At 52.2% G+C, this 20,076-nt stretch carries 35 protein-coding genes; 8 read left to right on the top strand and 27 right to left on the bottom strand.

Going from position 1 to position 20,076, the window contains the following annotated elements; all coding sequences use genetic code 11:
- Window positions 1-6: 6 nt before the first annotated feature.
- From AKL11_RS12420 to AKL11_RS12545, 26 genes are all read right to left on the bottom strand, one after another.
- Window positions 7-546 (bottom strand): phage tail protein I, encoded by a 540-nt coding sequence (locus AKL11_RS12420; protein ID WP_067517841.1) that lies wholly within the window; start codon window positions 544-546, stop codon window positions 7-9.
- Entirely contained in the window at window positions 539-1,618 is a 1,080-nt protein-coding gene (locus tag AKL11_RS12425; RefSeq protein WP_095210354.1) for a baseplate assembly protein, read from the bottom strand. Before AKL11_RS12425 ends, AKL11_RS12420 begins: the two co-directional genes overlap by 8 nt.
- Window positions 1,615-1,953: a GPW/gp25 family protein gene (locus AKL11_RS12430; protein WP_067517843.1), complete on the bottom strand. Its 339-nt coding sequence runs from the start codon at window positions 1,951-1,953 to the stop codon at window positions 1,615-1,617. Before AKL11_RS12430 ends, AKL11_RS12425 begins: the two co-directional genes overlap by 4 nt.
- Complete coding sequence (locus AKL11_RS12435) at window positions 1,950-2,525, bottom strand: phage baseplate assembly protein V (RefSeq protein ID WP_067517845.1); 576 nt, start codon at window positions 2,523-2,525, stop codon at window positions 1,950-1,952. Before AKL11_RS12435 ends, AKL11_RS12430 begins: the two co-directional genes overlap by 4 nt.
- A complete protein-coding gene (locus tag AKL11_RS12440) occupies window positions 2,512-3,084 on the bottom strand; it encodes a hypothetical protein (RefSeq protein WP_067517847.1) in 573 nt (190 codons plus the stop codon). The genes AKL11_RS12435 and AKL11_RS12440 overlap by 14 nt, the downstream gene beginning before the upstream one ends.
- Window positions 3,077-3,601, bottom strand: a complete 525-nt coding sequence (locus AKL11_RS12445; RefSeq protein ID WP_067517849.1) for a hypothetical protein — start codon at window positions 3,599-3,601, stop codon at window positions 3,077-3,079. The genes AKL11_RS12440 and AKL11_RS12445 overlap by 8 nt, the downstream gene beginning before the upstream one ends.
- The gene (locus AKL11_RS12450) at window positions 3,598-3,924 is read right to left on the bottom strand and encodes a head-tail joining protein (protein ID WP_067517851.1); all 327 of its coding nucleotides are present in this window, start codon (window positions 3,922-3,924) and stop codon (window positions 3,598-3,600) included. Before AKL11_RS12450 ends, AKL11_RS12445 begins: the two co-directional genes overlap by 4 nt.
- Entirely contained in the window at window positions 3,924-4,169 is a 246-nt protein-coding gene (locus tag AKL11_RS12455) for a hypothetical protein (RefSeq protein WP_067517853.1), read from the bottom strand. Before AKL11_RS12455 ends, AKL11_RS12450 begins: the two co-directional genes overlap by 1 nt.
- A gap of 85 nt (window positions 4,170-4,254) precedes the next feature.
- A complete protein-coding gene (locus AKL11_RS12460) occupies window positions 4,255-6,063 on the bottom strand; it encodes a phage major capsid protein (RefSeq protein WP_067517856.1) in 1,809 nt (602 codons plus the stop codon).
- Window positions 6,044-7,612 (bottom strand): phage portal protein, encoded by a 1,569-nt coding sequence (locus tag AKL11_RS12465; RefSeq protein ID WP_067517858.1) that lies wholly within the window; start codon window positions 7,610-7,612, stop codon window positions 6,044-6,046. Before AKL11_RS12465 ends, AKL11_RS12460 begins: the two co-directional genes overlap by 20 nt.
- Window positions 7,612-7,860, bottom strand: coding sequence for a hypothetical protein (locus tag AKL11_RS12470; RefSeq protein ID WP_067517860.1), 249 nt, complete (start codon window positions 7,858-7,860; stop codon window positions 7,612-7,614). The genes AKL11_RS12465 and AKL11_RS12470 overlap by 1 nt, the downstream gene beginning before the upstream one ends.
- Window positions 7,851-9,686, bottom strand: a complete 1,836-nt coding sequence (locus AKL11_RS12475; protein ID WP_067517863.1) for a phage terminase large subunit family protein — start codon at window positions 9,684-9,686, stop codon at window positions 7,851-7,853. The genes AKL11_RS12470 and AKL11_RS12475 overlap by 10 nt, the downstream gene beginning before the upstream one ends.
- Entirely contained in the window at window positions 9,619-10,161 is a 543-nt protein-coding gene (locus AKL11_RS12480; RefSeq protein WP_067517866.1) for a DUF1441 family protein, read from the bottom strand. The genes AKL11_RS12475 and AKL11_RS12480 overlap by 68 nt, the downstream gene beginning before the upstream one ends.
- 110 nt (window positions 10,162-10,271) lie before the next feature.
- The gene (locus AKL11_RS12485; RefSeq protein ID WP_067517869.1) at window positions 10,272-10,556 is read right to left on the bottom strand and encodes a hypothetical protein; all 285 of its coding nucleotides are present in this window, start codon (window positions 10,554-10,556) and stop codon (window positions 10,272-10,274) included.
- A complete protein-coding gene (locus AKL11_RS12490) occupies window positions 10,553-11,026 on the bottom strand; it encodes a RuvC family protein (RefSeq protein ID WP_067517871.1) in 474 nt (157 codons plus the stop codon). The genes AKL11_RS12485 and AKL11_RS12490 overlap by 4 nt, the downstream gene beginning before the upstream one ends.
- Window positions 11,027-11,240: 214 nt before the next feature.
- Window positions 11,241-11,537, bottom strand: coding sequence for a hypothetical protein (locus tag AKL11_RS12495; protein ID WP_067517873.1), 297 nt, complete (start codon window positions 11,535-11,537; stop codon window positions 11,241-11,243).
- Between the two features lie 7 nt (window positions 11,538-11,544).
- Window positions 11,545-12,144: a hypothetical protein gene (locus tag AKL11_RS12500; RefSeq protein ID WP_067517875.1), complete on the bottom strand. Its 600-nt coding sequence runs from the start codon at window positions 12,142-12,144 to the stop codon at window positions 11,545-11,547.
- A 2-nt stretch (window positions 12,145-12,146) separates the two neighbouring features.
- The gene (locus AKL11_RS12505) at window positions 12,147-12,542 is read right to left on the bottom strand and encodes a M15 family metallopeptidase (RefSeq protein WP_067517878.1); all 396 of its coding nucleotides are present in this window, start codon (window positions 12,540-12,542) and stop codon (window positions 12,147-12,149) included.
- Between the two features lie 185 nt (window positions 12,543-12,727).
- Window positions 12,728-12,916 (bottom strand): hypothetical protein, encoded by a 189-nt coding sequence (locus AKL11_RS12510; protein WP_067517881.1) that lies wholly within the window; start codon window positions 12,914-12,916, stop codon window positions 12,728-12,730.
- A gap of 2 nt (window positions 12,917-12,918) precedes the next feature.
- A complete protein-coding gene (locus AKL11_RS12515) occupies window positions 12,919-13,566 on the bottom strand; it encodes a hypothetical protein (protein WP_067517883.1) in 648 nt (215 codons plus the stop codon).
- 5 nt (window positions 13,567-13,571) lie between these two features.
- Complete coding sequence (locus AKL11_RS12520) at window positions 13,572-13,757, bottom strand: hypothetical protein (RefSeq protein ID WP_067517885.1); 186 nt, start codon at window positions 13,755-13,757, stop codon at window positions 13,572-13,574.
- Window positions 13,754-14,170 carry a hypothetical protein gene (locus tag AKL11_RS12525; RefSeq protein ID WP_067517887.1) on the bottom strand — a complete coding sequence of 139 codons (417 nt, stop codon included), beginning with the start codon at window positions 14,168-14,170 and terminating at the stop codon, window positions 13,754-13,756. The genes AKL11_RS12520 and AKL11_RS12525 overlap by 4 nt, the downstream gene beginning before the upstream one ends.
- A 9-nt stretch (window positions 14,171-14,179) precedes the next feature.
- Window positions 14,180-14,926: a replication protein P gene (locus tag AKL11_RS12530; RefSeq protein ID WP_067517889.1), complete on the bottom strand. Its 747-nt coding sequence runs from the start codon at window positions 14,924-14,926 to the stop codon at window positions 14,180-14,182.
- A complete protein-coding gene (locus AKL11_RS12535; protein WP_067517891.1) occupies window positions 14,901-15,878 on the bottom strand; it encodes a replication protein in 978 nt (325 codons plus the stop codon). The genes AKL11_RS12530 and AKL11_RS12535 overlap by 26 nt, the downstream gene beginning before the upstream one ends.
- Entirely contained in the window at window positions 15,878-16,072 is a 195-nt protein-coding gene (locus tag AKL11_RS12540) for a hypothetical protein (RefSeq protein ID WP_067517894.1), read from the bottom strand. The genes AKL11_RS12535 and AKL11_RS12540 overlap by 1 nt, the downstream gene beginning before the upstream one ends.
- On the bottom strand, window positions 16,069-16,371 hold the full coding sequence (locus AKL11_RS12545; RefSeq protein ID WP_067517896.1) for a helix-turn-helix domain-containing protein: 303 nt from the start codon (window positions 16,369-16,371) through the stop codon (window positions 16,069-16,071). Before AKL11_RS12545 ends, AKL11_RS12540 begins: the two co-directional genes overlap by 4 nt.
- Before the next feature lie 131 nt (window positions 16,372-16,502).
- Between AKL11_RS12545 and AKL11_RS12550 the strand changes: the two genes are divergently transcribed.
- Window positions 16,503-17,234 carry a helix-turn-helix domain-containing protein gene (locus AKL11_RS12550; protein ID WP_067517898.1) on the top strand — a complete coding sequence of 244 codons (732 nt, stop codon included), beginning with the start codon at window positions 16,503-16,505 and terminating at the stop codon, window positions 17,232-17,234.
- A gap of 1 nt (window position 17,235) precedes the next feature.
- Here AKL11_RS12550 and AKL11_RS12555 read toward each other — a convergent pair whose 3' ends face one another.
- Window positions 17,236-17,430, bottom strand: coding sequence for a hypothetical protein (locus tag AKL11_RS12555; RefSeq protein ID WP_067517900.1), 195 nt, complete (start codon window positions 17,428-17,430; stop codon window positions 17,236-17,238).
- Between the two features lie 169 nt (window positions 17,431-17,599).
- Here AKL11_RS12555 and AKL11_RS12560 point away from each other — a divergent pair, with 169 nt between their 5' ends.
- The 7 genes from AKL11_RS12560 to AKL11_RS12590 all read left to right on the top strand — a co-directional run bounded on the left by AKL11_RS12560 (window position 17,600) and on the right by AKL11_RS12590 (window position 19,989).
- A complete protein-coding gene (locus AKL11_RS12560; protein ID WP_067517902.1) occupies window positions 17,600-17,992 on the top strand; it encodes a response regulator transcription factor in 393 nt (130 codons plus the stop codon).
- 12 nt (window positions 17,993-18,004) lie between these two features.
- The gene (locus tag AKL11_RS12565) at window positions 18,005-18,184 is read left to right on the top strand and encodes a hypothetical protein (protein ID WP_067517905.1); all 180 of its coding nucleotides are present in this window, start codon (window positions 18,005-18,007) and stop codon (window positions 18,182-18,184) included.
- A complete protein-coding gene (locus AKL11_RS12570; RefSeq protein ID WP_067517907.1) occupies window positions 18,181-18,672 on the top strand; it encodes a hypothetical protein in 492 nt (163 codons plus the stop codon). Before AKL11_RS12565 ends, AKL11_RS12570 begins: the two co-directional genes overlap by 4 nt.
- 81 nt (window positions 18,673-18,753) lie before the next feature.
- Window positions 18,754-19,101, top strand: coding sequence for a hypothetical protein (locus AKL11_RS12575; RefSeq protein WP_157673544.1), 348 nt, complete (start codon window positions 18,754-18,756; stop codon window positions 19,099-19,101).
- Entirely contained in the window at window positions 19,089-19,373 is a 285-nt protein-coding gene (locus AKL11_RS12580) for a hypothetical protein (protein WP_067517912.1), read from the top strand. The genes AKL11_RS12575 and AKL11_RS12580 overlap by 13 nt, the downstream gene beginning before the upstream one ends.
- A 4-nt stretch (window positions 19,374-19,377) precedes the next feature.
- Entirely contained in the window at window positions 19,378-19,647 is a 270-nt protein-coding gene (locus AKL11_RS12585) for a hypothetical protein (RefSeq protein ID WP_067517914.1), read from the top strand.
- A gap of 6 nt (window positions 19,648-19,653) precedes the next feature.
- Entirely contained in the window at window positions 19,654-19,989 is a 336-nt protein-coding gene (locus tag AKL11_RS12590; RefSeq protein ID WP_067517916.1) for a hypothetical protein, read from the top strand.
- The last annotated feature ends 87 nt before the right edge of the window (window positions 19,990-20,076 follow it).

Raw genomic sequence — 20,076 nt, forward strand, 5'->3', positions numbered from 1 at the left:
CGGCTTTCAAGCGGCCGGACAGCGAAACCGCTGCAAAGTAATACACCGCCCAAAGCCCAGAATATTCAACGCCGCGCCACCCGCCGTACCGTTCACCAGGGTGAAGGAATCCGACGCCCGAACCGATTTAAACACCGCTTTCTCCATGGCGGACTGGATCGAGGCCGTGCCACCGGTGGCGGTGATGGTGTAGGTGCAGGGGGCCATGGTGGCGGGGTTGTCCCGATACTCACGCACCGTGGTGGTGACGCCAAAACTGCCCGCCGCTTTTTTGATGCTGTAAATAGTGCCTTTGGTGCTTTGCACCTCAATGGCGGTGGCGACGCCATCGCGCTTGATGTGTTCCGGCCAGTCGTTGCTCCAGTCGTCCATGCCCACCGCCGAGGCGAGATAGGGCAATAGATGCACCGGACACGTCCAGGGGTTCCACAGGGTGCGGCAGTCGAAATCGATATTGAGTAACAGGTCTGCCGTGATCTGCTCCATGGCCAACTCAAGCTCGGTGGCATTGGGCGGCAGCAGACTTTTATACGCGGTGTCAGGCACTGGCTTCCCTCACGACGATGTTCGTGCAGTACGCGGCCTGCCGATTGCTGATCATCACATCCGCTGATGGGCTGATGATGTTGGAATTTTCCACACCGGCAATGGCGGCGGCGTTGTCGATTTTGGCGCGGCGCACACTGTTGCCGATGGCGTGCATCTGGTCGGCGTAGGCTTGCAAACGCTTTTGGGCTTCGGCAATAACCACGGCTTTATCGGGGCCGTCGTACATGGTCAGCTCCACTTCCATGGTGTATTCGATAATCTCGGCGCTGCGGGTGCGTGGGCGATCGTTACCGGGGCGGATCTTCTCGGCGTTGAGGTAGGTGGCCACGGTATCCAGCAGGGTTTGATCCGCTGCGCCGTTGCCTTCTCGGCTCATTACCGTGATCGCCACATCACCAAACTGGGGATTGGTCAGGCCGGCGTCGTAATCCAGCACAATGTTGGCACCGTTGCGGGTGAACTCCGGGCGATCAACTGCCGCATCTTTTACCAAAGCATCGGCGGACAGCGCGTGGAAAATGTACGACCCGCGACTGCCAGCGGTGGTGATCGCTTCCGGTGCCAGTTGAATCCGACGGCGGAAGGATTGGTTGTCTTCATAAGTGGGGGCAACCGGTGGGGTTGCGTCCGGATCGCCCGGATCAAGTATGTGCCGTTTGACATTGAACAACGCCCCCAACCCGTCAAGGTCGGCATCCTGTGCGTATTGCAGAAATACCGCCAAGCTGCGCAGCTGGAACTTCTGCTGCTGGGTCATGGCGATATAGGCGGCGGTGTTCGCCCAGCGGGTGAACGGGTGTGATTCACGATCCAGATAGAGCAAGGCGCCCAGATCGTTGGCGGGCACTTTGAAATACTGTTCGCCGTTGTCGCCGGTCACCAGCTCCGCATCCATAAACACCGGTTGTTTGTAGGCATCGAACAACAGTGGCTGACGACCAGAGAGCCGATCAATAATCTGTTTGCGGATTTGCTCAAAGTCCAGCTGCTCCACCACCGTGGGTGGCGGCAGTTCTTCCAGCAGGATGGCGGCAAAATCGTTCCCGGTGATGGTGGCTTTATAACTCATAGGGTGATGTTTTCCAGCGTAAGACGGGTGCCTGATAAGGTATCCACCCCATGAATATGAACGGCAACGTTGCCCGGTGTGCTCATCACCGGTTCAAAGCCGGTGACTTGAAAATCCGGTTCCCAGCGGCTGATGGCTTCGGCGGCTTCGGCATAGAGTGACGTAAGCCAGGTGGCGGTGACGTTTTTATCAATCAGCTTGAAGATGTTGCTGCCAAACTCCCGACGCATGGGTTCACTGGTGACCGGTGTCGTTAAAATGGTGGTCACCGACTGGCGCAGCCTGCCCGCCCGATCCAGCGGTTGGCCGGTTTGGATATCGATAAATTCAATCATTGGTTCTGTTTAGGCGGGCTGGTATTGCCCCCTGAATCGCCTGTATGAGTATGACCGTTGAAGATGGCGCGATCCGCCTGCATGGAGCGTTTGCCGTCGGAAACATCACCGGTGGCAGTGATGTTGCCCGTGACCGACAAATCACCATCAAAGGACAAACCACCGGTGGCCACAATCGCCACCGTTGCCCCGGCGGGCAGAATGGCAGAGAGCGTGTGTGATTGTTTGTTGTAGCTGATGCGGGCACCGTCGGTAAACGACATCACCGGTTCATTCGGATCGTTACCCGGTGCCGGATGATCCGCCGACCACAACGACGGCCCGATCACCGCCTGTTCGGTAATGCCACCGGGGGAAAACATCAATACCTGTTCCCCCATGGACGGCAGCCAGCTGGTTTGATCATCCCCGGCACGCTCGGTGCCAATGGGCAGCGGTTTGGTTTTCAGCCCATCGGCGGTGATGCAAACCGCCCGCTTGCCTTCCGGGAAATCCACCAGCGAATCCACCCGGGCAAACTGAATCAGATTATTAAGAAGCCGGTATAACTCGCTGATATCAAATCGACTCATCGGGGAATCCGGTCAGTTGTTGGTAGTCGGGTTTTGCGGGGGTGCCGATGTCTGGGGCTTTGCTGGCGTAGATTCGTTCGGGCAGCGGCATGGGTTCCACCGTTGGCCCGCCAATATAAAAGGTTTGTGACCAGGTAACCGCCCAGCTTTCAAAGCCGCTTTTCTCCGGGCTGTAGAGCGCGGGCTGGCTGTTCACATTACCCGGCTTGGTGCAGGCATTGCCCAGCCCCCAATGGGATAATCCTTTCTGCTCCACCAGTCGCACCAGCTCGGCGGCAAACTGTCGGATCTGTACCTGCACTCGGTCGGTTTTGATACTGAGTACACAGGTCAGGTTGCAATCCAGAATGATGCCGGTTCTGCCGGTTTGGTCGCTGGCATCAAGCGCCATGTTTTCAATGGAGAACAACACGCCGGGGGAGTTAACCGGATTCTTTTCAAAGGGGTCGTATTCCGCCACGGTGTCCAGCTGGTTGGGCTGGTCTTTCCAGTGATCGGTCACCGCCCTGAGAATGGCGTCATGGATCGCATCCATGGTGGTGTGTTTTGGTTCACTCATGGTTGATGGCGTAGGTCAGTTCCTGTTCCAGTAGTTCCATAAACCGGTTTTGTGCCGGCATTTCCATCCGCTGGATGGCTTGAACGACGGGATCATTAAAAGCGTAAACCGCTCGGGCGATGGGAAACCGATCACGGCCTACCCGATAAAATACTTTGTTGTTGATAATGAACGCCTGATAAAACTCACCAAAGCGCCCTATCTTCACACCCAGATCGGTTTTCACCGGTCTGCCCAGTTCGTCGGCGTAAATGGGATTCAGGCCGACCCAGATATTGGTTACCAGTCCATCCGGTGTCCGCTCCTTTCGGGAGAAAACACGGCGATTATCTTTTAATACCTTTTGCGGGATATCCGACGCACGACTGACAACCATTCTGATCTGACGTTCTGCCCAGGCTGAAAACTTCCGATCCGCTCTGTTAACGGCGCGGCGAATGGCCTGCTCTTTTCCTTCCAAACCTTCAGTCAGTTCGCTGACTGCCTGTTGAACATCCAGCTCAATCTCAGGACTCACCGCCAGTTTCCTTTGCCTGAATCCGGTTGATCTTCCGTCAGCTGAACCACGGTCACACCATCACCACTGGGCAGGGTGTCGGATACGGTATACACCGCTTCACGAATGGTGAGCGCGTCGCCTTTCTTCAACCCGTTGGCATCGGGTGTGGTGAGGGTCACCACCGGTGAACGGTAGTCCATGGCAACATTCCCCAGCGAACCATCGTTGGTGGGGAACTCAAACACACCATTGACGTCGTGACCACCCGGCAGCGTGACCGGTTCGCCAAGGGTATCGACCAACGTCTGATCAATACCGTGCCAGGCTGACATAAAGCTCATTACTTCTTTTTGCCTTTACTGGTGGCGGTGTTGTCACTGGTCATTTCACGGTCGGTGAGCTCTTCCGCTTTAACTTCAGTGTCCGCGAGTTCTTCGGGTTGCACGTCACGATCCACGTATTGTGCTTTGCCGATGTTGGTGAGGGTGTGGGCGTCGCGCTGGCTGACTTCGATCTCTTTGCCAGCCTGGACAAACTCACCACCAGCCATGGTGTCTTTCAGAATTTTTACTTTGCGGGTTGCCATGATGGACTCCGGTGTGGGAATTGTGAAGAAACAGGGAAAGGCTTGCACCCTTCCCTTTTACCGATGCATTACCGATAAACTGCCGTTAAGCAGTGACCACCTTGGCGAAGGATTGCGCACGCTTCACTTCAGCGTCCACGTCCTGGAATACACGCATAACCAAACCACCAGAAGCGGCTTTGGTGGATTTGTCGGCGACGATATCCAGCACGCCCCACATACCAATCACCACATCCGCGAAGTTACCGAACAGTAGATCACCGGCGGCCAATCCGTTTTTACGGTAAGCGTTGTATCCGTTGATCTGGCTGCCTTCCATGAGCATCAAACCAGAACCGGCATCACGGGGTGTGCTCTTACAGTGACCGATCACGTTGGAGTGTCCGACGTAGGCCATGTTGTCAACCAGTGCATCATCAGCAGCGCACTTAGTTTCCAGATCCACCAGTTCCGCCCAGGTTGGTTTACCTGCTGTGGCAATAGTGGTGGTGTTAACGCCAGTGGTTTTCAGAATACCGGTTGGACCTTTGGCAACACCGGCAAACACGGCGTTATCGATACCGATGGAAGCACCCAGCTGCATTTGACGCATGAGCATGGCTTCAACGGATGGGTCAGACTGCTTCAGCAAACGACGGGTAACCGCTACCGCACCAGCAATGGTTTTAGGCGACAGGGCAACCGTACGGGTTGGAATGTTGCTTTCGGTACCGTCTTCACCTTCATCAATCCAGTAGTAGGTGCCATCGCCGTCGGCGGCTGGAATATCCACATTACCCACCAGACCGGTTAGCACATCGGCACCCAGCATCATGGCGAGGTTAGTACCACGAAGGGCATCGATGAACGATCCACCAAGATGATCGGTACCCACCAGCTCAGAGCCAGCATTGGCGGCACCGGTGGTCATATCACGCATCTGGACATCGTAAGGTACATAGAAGCCGCGAGCATCTTTACCCAGGGCATCCGCTACGGCAAAGGAGGCTTCACGCTCCAGAGTCGCGCCAGACCAGTCGCCAGTCTCACAGGCTCGCAAGGCTTTCAGCAGGCTGTAACGCTGCACGTCCTTTTTGCCCATGTCGATATGAGTGACCGGGTTCGTGTCGGTGCGGGTGTCGCTGTTGAGTTTGTCCAGCACAATGCCGCGGAAGTCTTCCAGGGTTATGCCGTCGTTAACGGCTTTTTCCGCTTCACCAGTCAGCTGGTATTTACGGGCCAGCTCGTTGATCTTGTTGATACGGGAACGTTCAGCGGTGAGCAGCTCATCAGAGTTGGTTTGTACCGCCGGGGCTTGGTTTTCTGGAGGCATGGTTCTTTCTTCCTGAATGGTGGTTGTTTCTTCGGGTTCTGGCTTATCCGGTTCGTTGACGGTAATGGTGTTTTCTTCCACGTCACTGGATGAACGACCAACGCCCACGGTGGCATCTGCCGGCACCGATACAAATGAGATTTCATAGGGCTCCCAGTCCGTCGCGCGGTATTCGTCACCATCGTCACCGGTTTTGTTCAGGGTGAGTTCATGGATTCGATAACCGACACTGATGTGTCTGAGTATCCCGTCTTTCACGTCGTTGAATTTCTCAACAGCCAGCGCACCATTTCCAAAGCGCACTGTGGCCCGCCCCCGGCGGTCACTGTCGATGGTTGCGGACTCGACCACGCCAACGTGATCATCATGGTCGTGCCCAACCAGAACCGCGCCCCCATCCTGTAGCCTGCCGAGGCGTACAGAGTTGGGAGCGTGGTCAAGGATTTCTTTACCGAACCAGCGTTCAACAGGCTCTTCCGAAGAGAACGCAACCTCAATGGTTCGGGCTTCTTCGTTGATGGCTTCACGCTGGAATGTATAAGACCGCTCCAGCGGCCCTGCCTTAATCTTGCGGACTGGCATTATCAGGCTCCTGTGGTTCGTCGTCGTTGGGTTCGGCTTCCTCTGTTGAGGGTGGTTCTGTGGGTGCCCGTTCGGGGATGGCTTGTAAACCGAGGGCTTTCAATTTGGCTTCCTCTTCTGCCAGCTCCTGGAACACCTGATCGGGGTCGCCCCCTTGTTCGGAGATGATCTGAGAGCGGGTGGTGATTCGCAGAGCAACGGCTTTTTCGTGGGCGGTGAGCTCTTTGGCAGGGTCTACCCACTTCCAGCGTCTGCCCTGGAACTTGGCAGGGCAGTAATAATCAATGCCGCGATTTAACGGCATGGGTGGTTTATTTCCTTTGCGGGGAATGGCGATGGTGCCGAGGTCGTATTGCAGTTCCAGCCACTCTTCAAAGATGGGCTGTATCAGGTTTCTGATGAGCCAGCTTTGCAGGCCTATCCAGATTTCACGGGTTTCCAACATACCGACCCGGGCTGATGAATAGTTCACATCCGACAGGTCATTGGCAAAGGTGTTGTAATCCACACACAGGCCGGCGCTGATGCCCCGCAAACAGGACTTCATAAAGTTGCCAAACTCACCGGTGGGGTACTTGGGATCAAACTGTTGAAATTCCAGATCACCGATATTGCGGAACATGCCCGGCTCGGCTTCCATTTCAAAACCGTCATTGCTTTCGCTGTCGCCTTCGTACTGGTCACCGGCGGCGGATTTAAAAAAGCCCATCTGGCTTGCGCCGATCCGAGCGGCTACCAGTGCCGCATCTTCATAGGCGCCCAACATTTTGAGCCGTTGTAATCCGGTACTGATCCACGGCAGGCCGCGCTTCTGGTCTACAAACTCGCTGAGAAAAAGGTGGATGATTTCTTCTGCCGGTACCCGCAGGTAGTTCTTCTGGTTGTAATAGTTCAGATAGGTCTGGCTGGATTTGTTGATCTGCTGCAGGTGGTAGGCAATGGGCTTGCCGGTGTTGTCCAGTTCGATGCCGTGAATGATGCGGTTGCCGTTGTGTTCGCCAACGTAGGTGACGTCTAACAGTTCCGGATCAATCAATTCAAGGCGGAAGGCAAAGGGGCCGCCTCTGTGCTTTCGTACCAGTATTTCACCGTCACCGGCGACACTGGAGACCATGAGGTTCTGCATATCAATCCAATGCAGTCGCCCTTTAAAGTCGCACTGTTGCTGCCAGCGTTTCCACGTTTGTTCGATGGCGGTACGCACCAACAGATCGGGCTGTTGATTCTGGTCAATCACCTTGGATTGCAGCACCACACCTTCAGCGCCCACCACATTGGTTTTCACCATGCTGATGAATTTCTTGGCGTAGTCGTTGTTGTAGCGTTGCTCTCTTGCCCGGGCTCGCAGGGTTTTCAGGTTGTGAAAGATCAGGTTGTCTGGCGTCTGGCTGACGCTGGTCCAGTCACCGTTTAATCGATCTTCTAAGCTGGCGTTGAAGTTGCGGCCCAGTAGTTTGCCGCTGTCGTTTTGTGACCGTGGCAGACGTTGACGCATCACCGGCTCAGATCGTTTAGCGGGTGCCGCTTTCTTTCTGAAGGGGTTCCACATTAGAAACGAACCCTCACTGCTGAATATTTTGGTTTACCCGCTGCTTGCTGTTCCAACCGGTTCAGCTCGTTGCTGTAGGTTTTGTGCAGAGTGTTCAGCTCTTCCAGACTGTACCGCTGAAGACTTCGGCCATTCATGCTGACACTGCTGCCACCGCTTTCGATGTCTCCGGACAGTCTTGCCTCGATGGCGTCCAGCATCGTTTCCAGCCATTGTTGCCGGCGGGTCTGTCGGTCGGTTAACGCCATGAGTTTGCAAAGCCTTTGGTTTTGCGCCGTGGCCTTGTGGCTTTCTGGCGCTCTTCATTAATCTTTTGTGAGACAGTTGGCTCTGGGACGTGATCCGGTTCGTCCGGCTGCAGTCGTTTGGCCAGTGCCTGAAAATTGGGGTTGAGAATATAAAGGGCAGCGGTGTTATAAACCGCGAGGTCAAAGGCTTCGTTTCTTGCCCTTGTCTTTTTCCACTTGCGAACCGGACGACCATTGACAAATGACGTGAGACACTGCTCAGCCGTGAGCTGCATGAAGTACTCTTCGTCAAAATGGTTGTTCACTGGGAAGTGCACATAACCGGCACCGGGCTCATTCACCTTTAACCGTGCCAGCACAATTTCTTTGGCGGTGTCCACACCCACACTGAACAGTTGCACCTTGCCAAGGTTGGAACGGCTCGGCCTGCCAACGATGGGCATACCGGCACCGGCTTTACCTTTGATGGCATAGACTCGCCTTCCCTCACGGGGTCGGACGAATTTATAAACCTCCTGGGTAAAGTGGCCACCGGAGTCGATGGCGGTGCAGCTGATGTTCAGCATGGCGCCGCTTTCGTGTTCGTATTTGGTTTCGAGAAAATCAGACAGCTGCTTCCAGATCTCCGGCCTTGATGGATCGCCCCGGAATATCTTCAGATCAATTCGCCAGTTTTCTTCTGAATCGCCCCAGCCTTGCACCTCGATTTCAAAACGATCGTCCTGAACGTCAACGGCACAGGTGAGCACCACGGCACCCATGGGTACATCGTGGCTGTAATGCTCTCGGCGTTGGTAAAGAACGTGGTGTTCTACTCCGTCGCCTTCTTCTTCCCACGTTTCACCCAGTGACGTATTCACCCAGACTTTTAAAGTGTCCGGGGTTTTCTTCGCTTCCTTAAAGTCGGCGATGATCTGCGACCACTGCCGCCAGGGTGACACCAGTTCGTTCAGGTGAAAGCCCCGAACCGTTGGGTGATCCTGTTGGGAGATCCATAAACCGGTACCTGATAACCAGCTGTGTTGATCGCTCAACACGCCGCATTGGTTGCAGGCATGGTGACAGGTTTCAAAGTCGATCTGTGCCCAGGTGAGTGGCTGGTAATGTCCACACTCTGGGCAGGGTAACTGGTATTGCTCTTGTGAGCTGTCAGCGTAGAGCTGTTCTATTCGGCTGGCGCCCTTGACTGTCGGAGTCGAGACAGCAAGGATTTTCTTGTTCCAAAATGTGGTGGTTCGTTTCTTCGCAAGGTTGAACGGGTCACCTTCTGTCCCTGCAGATGCTGGGAATCTATCCACCTCGTCAGCCAGAAGTATGCGGATAGGACGTGACGCCAGCGAGGCAGGTGAGTTAGCACCAGCCATAGTGATATGGCCACCAGGGAAAGATTTGTGAAGTATGGTATTGCCACTGTCTCGCGCCTTACTGTCTGCAATTTTTCCTTTCAGTGCCGGTGTATCTCTGACCATGGGGGCCAGTCGGTCTTTACTGAAAGCCTGTGCCATTTCCAGCGTGGGCTGAAGTAGCAGAATGGGTGCTGGATCGTAGTCTGCAAAATAGCCGATGGTGTTTAACAGCAGCTCTGTCTTACCCACTTGCGCGGAGGACATCACCACCACCATCTCACAAGAGGCGTCGTTTACTGCATCGAGTATTTCACGCTGATAAGGGGCTCGGCTGGTTTTCCATCGCCCCGGTTCGGCGCTGGCTTCGCTGGATAATCTCCGGTTTTCATCGGCCCACTGGCTAACGGTAAGATCAGGCGGCGGTGCTGCCAGCTGTGCTGCTCTGCGTAACAGCTTGTATACCGTAGTGCTCGGGTTCATATTCCGACAACTCTGACAGGGCTTCGTTCAGATGCTCTTTCAAACAATCCTGTATCTGGTTCAGGTCTGACAAGGTGATGAAGTGGTGAGCCGCTTTCGTGGGAATACTCAAGGTCTTCGCTCTGAATGCTGCTACAAAATCGACCCATGCTGATTCAACGATGTCTGATGGAATCAGCTTGCCTTCTTTTACCTGTTCATCCAGTGAGGCAATGTTGGCTTGGTGGTGGGTGAGTCGGGCGCGTTCTTTCTCGTAGTCGTACCACTGATCTTCATCGCCACCGTGGTCAGCAATGCGCCGCTGAATCTCACGGGCAATCATCCACTGGATAATCTCTTCGGTGTCGTACAGGTTTTCAGTTCCCCGGGTTCCATCCATGGCAATGGGCATGCCGTTCTTCTGCCAGGTGGTGAGAGTGCGCTGGCTGACCCCGATGATCTCAGAGAGCTCGGTTTTGTTGACCGTCTTGCCCATGGTTATAACTTTTCCGACTTAGGAAGGAAGTCCCTAGAACGCCCTGTGACTAAATAAATCCCGCGAGTCCGCCTACCCGCAGGGTGAGGGGCTGGGAAGGACCCGCGCCCCTAGCTGGCCAGTACTCCACGGTGCTTACGCTTGATCTCTTGATCAGTAGGCTGTGGCTTGCTGTGCAGCTGCTTCAACTGATTAACCTTGATCAACAGCTGGCGGTTACGTTCCCGCAGTCGGTTGATGATCTGGTAATCATCCAGCGGCTGCTGGTTATCAGAGCGCACTTCACCGAGGCCATTGCACCCGATGCAGATTTGATAATCGAAGGTGCTTCGATGCTCTCCCGATCCATTGCAATCTTCACAGGGAATCAGGTGCAGGCCTTTCGGTCCTCTCAATGGGGCACCTCGGAAGGCTTAGGTACAAACTGACCAGGCTTGATGCCATACAATGCAATCAATGCAGCGTCCCGCTTATCGGCATTGCTGCTGCCAGTCCAACCAGTCAGACGGTTGAAGTAGTCCTTATCCTTCTTGGCCTGCTTGAATCGTCCCTTCAGTGGCGTGACCATCACAAACGGCGCATCGAGGCGCGTGAGAAACTGCTCAATCAATCGAGCAACGGCTTTCACCTGCCCAACGTTCTGACCAATCCGCTCACGTACCCGCTGATTCTTGCCATTGTGATGGGCATACAATGATTTGTTCTGCTCAACATTCTCCACCGCAAACACCGCTTCATCCTTGTAATGGGTAATGAAGTCCTGCAGATCAAAGAAGTTGAGCGTTTCCATATCCACCAGCTGACCATTTTTAACCAGGGCAACGCCACTGGCTTCCAAGTCCGGATCAATCCCGATGATCAGCATATAAGTCAAAGTACGCTTTTGATTGTTTAAGGAAGGTGTCTATATCCATACATCTGGTGCAGGGTTTCGCCCACCCTGCCGGGCTAGTTGTTTAATGGGCTTATTGAATGCGTTAATGGCTCGCCAGGCCAACCTGATGATTCCCTTGGGATAGATGCTCATGCGGCGCTGTCACATCCCCAGCTGTGATTGATAAAGCCGCTTGGGTTCGCTTCTATTTTTTGCCTTCAGGCATCTGACTCAGAATCTTCAATACATTGTGATTCACATCCTGAACTTCTCCGCGCATCTCTTTCAGGTCTTCACGCACCTGATCTTTATACCGAAGAAAAGATTGCTCAAAATCGTGATTCTCATCTTTCAATGATTGAATATCTTTACTGTTGCTGTTGATCTGAACCTGAGTAGCGGTGTAACTGGTGGCGACAGCGGCAACCAGAATAATGGTCTGAATAATATGACCAAGGTTGACCGTCGGATCATACCGCGCCACTGAATGCTTATTGTCCATTACGTCCTTATGCCTTAGAGCCAGTTAACTTTTCCTGCAGTTTCCGAATAAGCGGTTTTTTGTCGCGCTCAGAATCAATCGTTAAATAAGGATCAGGCTTCATATCCCTTACCTCAGCAGCACCATAAAAGAACTGCAAAATAGTCGCGATGATAGTACCGAGCAAAAAGCCCAACACCACATCAGCAAACCGTAGATTGGGTTCAGGAATATCCAGAAACGTAATACAGCCCACATAAGCACTGGTAGCAATTGACCAATACCACGCAAACCAATAAATGAACTGTTTGGCCACCGGATCTGCCTGCTTCAACGCCACCGTCTGCATGGCTCGGGCATCCGCCCGATCTGCCAACGCCAGCGCATAAAGATCCTTCTCATTATCCAGCAGCGCCTTCTTTACCTGAAACGCCCACTCGCTTTGCTGTTCAACATCCTTGACCACCGTCGTTAAATCCGAAGCACTGGTGACGCCTTGGGCAATGGTTATCACCTTTTCAGCAACGGCTTCACCAGAATCACCGCCAAGCAACTTTCCCAGCTTCTTATCAAGACCCGTGGCTTTAAGAATCGACAACGCGCCGGAGATAACCGTCAGTGGTTCCATAATCAGCAATCCATTAATTCAAAATGCGGCATATCCAAAAACGTCTCGTCAGCGGTCTTGGTATCTCTGTCCCAGTCACCACCCCAACGCACATTCACACCCAATTCAATCGCCCGCCCCAGCACAAAACCGGCAAACATCGCGAACCGTTCCCGGTCTTGCCAATCCACTGGATACGGCACAACATCCACCGCCATCGATGGCACATGGTTATGTTTACTCTCACCGAAACGGGCTTTACTCTTGCCCGCCTTAAAAACGGCCTCTTGCTCTGCCTTCCCCCGATGACCACAAATCACTGAACAATCGAAATGACGAACCACATCATTAAACAGGCGTTGCAGGTCAGGATGACACTGATCCAGATTATCTCTGGAGCGTTGGTTAAAGGCAGGCATGGAATCTCTAAAAAAAAATGCCCCCAGGGGAGAGGGCAATGTCAGAACGACAAACACTTGGGAAGGTTTAGACAGACACAAAAAAACCCGCCTCGGATAAAAGCGGGTTTTTTGGATCATGGGAATATAGTACGTTTTTTTTAAAAACGATTCAAACGGGCAATACTGTTAGAGCCACCAGCCTTTTAACCATTTCGCAACGACCAGAACTTCTCTGCATAACTTCGATAAACCCGCGTTCTGATTTCCGCCAGTGGATACACCAGCCGAATCATATAATCATCATTAAAACGTCTGGGTGGTCGTATAATCTCTGCATACAACGCATCACCCAACACATTCACCTGCTGACCTTTCAAGAACTTGGGAATCATGATCACCTCACTGTCGTAAGCGCCTGGCAAAGCTCGGCCTCTTTCGCGTCGTACAACTTGCGCTGCAGATGAGAAAGAACCGTCTTCTCAAAACCGTGCATCATCGGCACAAACCGATCAAACAACGGTTGCCAGTGCATCACGTAGATATGGTTAGTGACATTCAAGCGGCGTGCCTGTTCGCTCACTCCGGAGAGCCGACGACCCGTACCACCGCAACCCTTACACATCCGACCCTGATAGATACCAGTGCCGCCACAGGTCTTATGTCTATTCTCATGCACCACTTCATCCACCAGCAGCCGTGCCAGCTGAAGAACGGTTTGACAAAATGCCCGGTCATCGTCGCTTAATGGAAACCGGTCTGCATCCTTCTTTAAAAAACGAGCCATAGCCGAATACTGAACATCATTAAACCGCTGCTCGGCGTGTCCGATCTGCCCCACATGGGCAAACACATGCCGCTCAAGCTCAGGTAATACCGAATAATCCCCCGAGTATTTATAAAGCCCCAGGTAATAGGCCACCGCCTTACAACCCGCCAAACCCGCAGCAATGTCTTCAGGTGTTAAATCAGGAATGCCACCAACGCCCGTATCGTGTCGCACGGTTTTCACCTTCAACTTCGCCAGTGCCATTTCTGCCTGCATGGTGATCAGTCCTTTTGTGTCTTCTGATTATTGAAATTCGTCACATCAAACCGTCGGATCATTCCGAAACTAGGGATTTGTCGTCCCGTATTTTCCAGATACTCTTCTGTGAGTTGATCAATCTCTTTGCGCAACCGTTCTTTCTCAGTGCAGTTCACAGACGCCAGAGAGGGTGAGAATAAAATACTCATGCGCTGGCCTCCACGGTGACTGGCTTGTCATGCTGCCAATCAACGTTTACTGGGCGTTTCCAGTTGCTGGCTAAAAACTGATTTACCGGCTGCTTCAACAGCTCCGGAATAGACAGCTTCGGCACTTCGGGATTCTTTGCCTTACCCCATACGTCTTTGATGGTGTATTGACTCACACCGGTAATGCGGGAAACCTCCGAATGAGTTGCACCACCCCGCTTTAGATTCACAATCCGTTGGCGCACCTCATCGGGTACCGACCGATCTCTGGACAAATTCAACAACGCCCGTCGCCGATCAATAGAACTGATATCCATGCCCAGCCGATTCGCCTGCTCTTTGCGCGGAATGCTCTGCCGGTGCATCTCAATCAACTGTTGATCAATTGCCTGTGATTCTTGTCTGGTTGTCATAAGCCCACCCTATAACCCGGCTTTCATTCGCTTTAACGCCTCGGCGCCACTCATGCGCTGAGGTATCCCCTGCTTATCCATTTCCTGCTGAACCAGAAACTGACCGTATCGAATCGCCTTCTCTTCTTCCGACTGGCGGCGCATATCCTGCAAAGCGGCAATGGCTTCACCGCGCAGATCGGCACCTCGAACGGTGTCGTCCACCAGATGCTGATAAGCGGCAGCAAACAGTTTTCTCAAACGCTGCACCTGAATATCACCACCCGCTGACCGAATGGCATGCCAACCCACACGACGACCGGCCAGATACACCGCCTCATGGCTCCATCGATGCTGAATCACTTCGTGGGAATGGTTGCAGGCTTCCTGCCATGCCTGCTCGGTATCCGGTAACCCCAGTTCGCTCAGGTCTGGCTGGCAGCACTGAATCAAACGACCAACAGAGGGTAAAAACTCACCCTTGCACGCTGTCGTTAAACCGCTCTTGATCTGTCGTGCAGTCAAACGACGAAAATCGTCATCGTTGAACAGGCGCTTCCGCTCGTGATCTTCCCAGCCTGGTATCTCGCGCACATACTTCAGAAACTGACCGGGGAAACTGTTTTTCAGCTCGGAGAACACTCCGTTGATGATCCGTGCCTGATCTTCCTTGCTCAGCTCACTGAATACCGACACCTGACGGCTTTCCCGGGCCTTGTCCATATCCGCCACATTGCCCGCAGCCGTGCCTTCAGTCGTCGAGCCAGGAGATGTCATCGATGTATTCCTGTTGGCTACGATGTTGCTGACCAGCTGAGTTGTGGTTTTCATGGTTTGATGCTCCGAAGTGGTTGGCTTTGCGAGATTCTCCGTACAGGCGGATAAACTGCTTTCTGAGTTTTTCAGGTGATTGGATATTGGACTGCCAGAAGTGATCCTGAATTGCCCACTGGAATACCTGGGCAATGTCTTCCGGATTACGGTCGTCAATCTCGCGGATCATGCGGATCTGATTTGCCCAGCTGTCCAGATTGCGGCGTTTGTCCGTCAGGCCGTTCACCGCATCGATGCGCTGAGCCATGTATTCAGCAAACTGACGATCCTCTGGTGAGAACTTCAGAGATCGGGTTTTCTTCTTCGGTTGATCAGGTTGGGCAGTCTCGACGACAGTCGGGACGTTATCTTTTAAAGTATTATTATTATATTTATCTATTGTATTGGTTGAATTCGACTCACTTATGGTTGAATTCGACTCACTTATGGTTGAATTCGACTCACTTATGGTTGAATTCGACCATATCCCATTTTTTGCCTGTTTTTTCTTGGCAGCTGCCTGTTTTGAAGGGCTCTCAAGTAACCAGTCATTGACGTTAATATTGATCGACAACTTTTGATCATTACCGTTGACTGAACGGTTTAGTATCTTGCGATCCACCAGCGACAGAATCACCTTACGGCAATTACTCTTCTCAATACCGGTCATCAATTCAAACTGGCTCAATGCAATCCAGTCTTCTGATTTCATGTAGCCATAGGTTTTACGCAGGACCACCATCAACACAGCGTACTCACGACCAGAGAGTTTGTATTTTTTCACCTGCATCAACTCTTCCAGCAGGCCATGAGCTATACGGGTATGGCCATCGTCCATGGTGATCCTCTTAACCGGTGCCTCAGCACTGGCAGAAGCGTCACTGGTGGCCGGTTTAAATTCCACAACCGTTCCCATCAGCAAGCACCTCCCCACTGGACACCCTTCGTGTTAACCGTCATAATCAATCCATTCCTGTTCCAATACCTATGCAGACCAGGAAGCCCCAAAAGCCCGCTGCCCACCAGCGGGTTTTTCTTTGCCTGCACTTTCTGCAACTTGTCCGCAATTGCTGACATGATTTCCCTGATCAGTTGTTCAATACTGTTCATACACGCCCCCTGTTAAAGCCTTCATCACCGAACTGGTGACGCTTGGCAAAGTCTCTAATCTCTTCAGCGGTCACTGCACCGCCTGAAAGCTTTTCTATAATTCCCGCTCTGGACGGTGGAATAATCCGAATATTGGTACCGGGAACCAGTGGCCAGCAGAAAATGGTTTTTCGATTGATGCCCATCTTTCTTGCTAAAGCCGTCGCGGTCGGCTTCTTTCCTGAAGGCACACCGCGCCGATTATCCGGAAGACCTCCGATTAGCTCGATGCAGAGCTTTTCGTAAGGTGAAATAGTCATTTGGTAATCCTTAAATATTACATTTGGAATATTAAAGGGCGATCGCAAGAATCTCAATAGAAATATGACTATTACCGCCAGACTGCCTAATAACTGATAAAATAACGGTCTGCATTAGGGTATTGACAGAAATGGACACAATAGGCGAAAGGCTTCGTTACGCTCGAAAAACTGCGCATGAACGCATTGGAGCAAAATACGAAGTGACCCAGACAGCTCTGGGCGAGGTAATGGGCTTACGACAGCCGACTATTACAAAAATAGAGTCGAACAAAAACAAACGGTCAGAAGTGGACGTCATCAGGTTGATGGATGCTGCCAAGTTTCTCAGAGCGTCCTTTTTCTGGCTGGCCACCGGTAATGGCGACATCGACCAAGACGACAGCCGCCTTCTGGAAGACATCGAAACCAGTAAAGGCTTCCCGGTTTACTGGCCCCAGGACATCAGCACACCCACCAGAGAACCACAATTCCACATGAACGTGGCACCACTGCTTTATGATCGCCTATCGAAACAGGCGTTTTATACACTGGTGACCGATGAAGGCATGAACCCGATTATCAATATGGGAGATTTATTACTGGTTGATCCGGGCGGATCGCTACGGGTTGGCGGCTATGTATTGGCAAAGATAGAAGGACAGAAAAACCCGGTACTTCGGCGCATTATAGAAAGCAGTGATGATGATGGTTACGTACTCACCCCCCTGAACGGCGACTTCAAACCCCGCACACTTGAGAAACTGTCTGACATCATTGGCGTCGCGGTAGAGTCAAGAGCCTTTCTCCTTCCCGAAATCAGCTACAAAAACGAACTGAAGGGCGGCAAGCCTCTCAACATCATCGAATTCAAAAAGGGCTGAATCAGCCCTTCCTGCCCTTCATTGTTTCCATCAGCTCCTTGTGCTGTTTGTTTTGCTCTCGCCTCCTAAAGCTGGATGACTGAACCCAGCACAGAATCAGACCAATAACAAAACCCACCGGACCAAAGGCAACAGTTAATCCTGCAGTAATACCCAGCACCACCAGCCAGACAACTGCCTTCCAAATCGTACCCATGCAGCACCTCCTTTTATTCTCCTCATTGTACCCAGAGCCGGTAAAACATGCACACAAGCCGCTAATACAGCCACTTTAAAATATTATCTTTTAAATATTTGAATATTCTCTTTACGTTTTAATATTACGTATGTAATATTTTAGACGAAGCCAACAGGGACTCACTCAAATGAACACCCGAACCGTCACCACCATAGATTTTCAGGCAACACCGAACGACATCCTCACCCGTCGCGATACTCAGGCGCTGGTGGAAATGGCGAAAGGCAGCACTGCAAAAGAAATGGCACTGGCACTGGGTGTGAGTTACGAGACAGCACGAACTTACATGGGGCGTGTAAACGAAAAGCTGGGAGTGAGCGATAAAGCAGCAGCGGTTTGTCAGGCGTTTTGCCTGGGCATTCTAAAACCCCTCTGCATTCTGCTGGTGGCTTCGCAAGTGATGATCACCATGGGATCAGCGAATCAGCCTACCCGTCCGGCCAGGAACACGCCAAGGGTAGTTCGCGTGGTTCGCTCTGGCCGCTCCGTGCTTGATTTATCAGTGATTCGATCTGCATAGGGGAAAAGATAGATGAAACATTGTGTGATTACTCATCGTCATTTTAAAGCCGTGATGGCTGAAATCATGACACTGGCCAAAGCCGGTTATCAAAGTCGCTGGCGTTGTAAGAAGGTGGGCAACCAATGGGAAGCCACCAGCACCACACCCATTGCTTATTCAGTGGAACAACTTCAGAGGGCAGTGGCATGAATGCGTTTGAACGGAAGATGGTAGAACAGTTATCCCTGATCAGCACTTTGGCGTTTGCTATCAACCAACTTTCCAGCGAGTTTTATGTTGAATTCCATTACCACGGGCAAACCAAACGTCTGGTTGTCTGGTTCAATGAATCACCGCGCAGAACCTACCCAAAAATAGTGGGTAAACATCGGGTGTACTACGCCATGCGCCTTGAAAGCTATCTGGAAGCGCAACATCAGGAAGAACCCTTTCCTGACTGCTGCACCAATGAACAGATCATCCACGTACTCCACCAGATACGCCAAGCCGAGATACAGGGCCGCACCGATGAAAACCAAGACGCTGCAGGAAACCATACTGCAACTGCTACCACAACAGGACTGGATCAGCGGAGCGGAACTGATGGTGAACTTCCCACTGAAGGAGCGGAAGTTTGTTATGGGTCGCCTATCCGAACTGGTAGAGAGCCAGAAGGTTCAGTTTCGGCGATGGCATGAGCAAGGCGTCTCGGTACCGATGTTTAAACGACCGGTGCCGGATCATGGGCAGATCAGTATTTTTTGAAGGCGGGCTTCATTGTGGCAACCATTACCAACAACAACCTTGATCTGTTTGGCGACCTACCAACGCCACCAGCCGGAAAAAAGAAGGTTGACCCCAAGGCCTGTCCCGTCAGCTACCTGAAAAACGACGAAGTAATGTTCAGCAGACCGGATAGAAACCTGAACCAAGACGAGTGGGACGCGATACACGACTTGACCCGTGTAGGCATATCCGCCGTCTGGGCAGCACACTTTGTACTGTTCGAAGGCGTCAGAACGGTAGCGCAGTTTCTGGCATTTGAACCGGACGAACAATGGGGTACTGACTCCGTGTTCCGACTGAACAAACGTAAAGCAATGGTGAGAGAAACATGGACACCTTAACCGCCAAACAAATTGCCAACCGTGCTTACTACGCCCGGAACGCTGAAACGATCAAAGCCAGAAAACGGGAGCAATCCACCAGCAAAGCAATAAAACCCGCAAAGGTGAGAAAAGCCAAGCCGGAACCCATCACCATCAAACCGGACTGGCAAACAACCAAGACCAAGAAAAGCAAGGTCAACACCGAATACACAGCACAACTGGAAGCCAGACGACGCATTGAAGATATTCAAATGGCCAGAGAGCTGGGCATAACCGTAGCGGAACTGTAAACCGATGATCAGCCAGGACAAAAAAGAAAAGCAGCGGGCAGCCGCCAGAGAGCGCAAACGCAAAGAGCGAGCCCGCAAGGCAGAACACAAAAAGTCTTGTGGTGCTCACACCATCAACTTTGAACTCTTCCGTGGCACCCGTAAGTGTCTCGATGAATTAATGGCAGCCGGCGGATTTACCGAACAAAGTGAGCTGTTTACCTTACTGCTTCACGGTGCGCATCGTGAGCTATTGCGTGACAAGTCACGTTTTGATGAATTAATAAAGGTGTGACTATCGATGAGTAACAGAGAGCGAAAACTTAATAGATTGATTGAGGAAGCCTCGTTCAGCATAGCTGAAGCTGTTGAACTGCTTGAGTTAGCGCAACTCGATACGCTTAGAAATGATGCCGAAAACTTACTTGGTCGCGTATTGAGCGTCAAAAAGAATCCTGACAGCCCTGACCAAATTAAAAAGAGTGACTTTAGAATGATTATCGCAAGTCATCTACGGGCATACATAGCAGGCCCGAACAAAATTCGTGTTGAGAACTCCGTGAACGGTGATTACACGGAAATCTCAACAACCCCAGCAGGGCAGATAACTTATCACACTACTGGGTCAACCGTATAACCCTTGCATGACGGGTGCCGTAGGCATCCCGACGATGCAGTTGTTATGTTGCGTTTTGCAGGAGGTTAAAATATGGACTCTATCATC

It is taken from the genome of Endozoicomonas ascidiicola (assembly GCF_001646945.1).
Taxonomy (GTDB): domain Bacteria; phylum Pseudomonadota; class Gammaproteobacteria; order Pseudomonadales; family Endozoicomonadaceae; genus Endozoicomonas; species Endozoicomonas ascidiicola.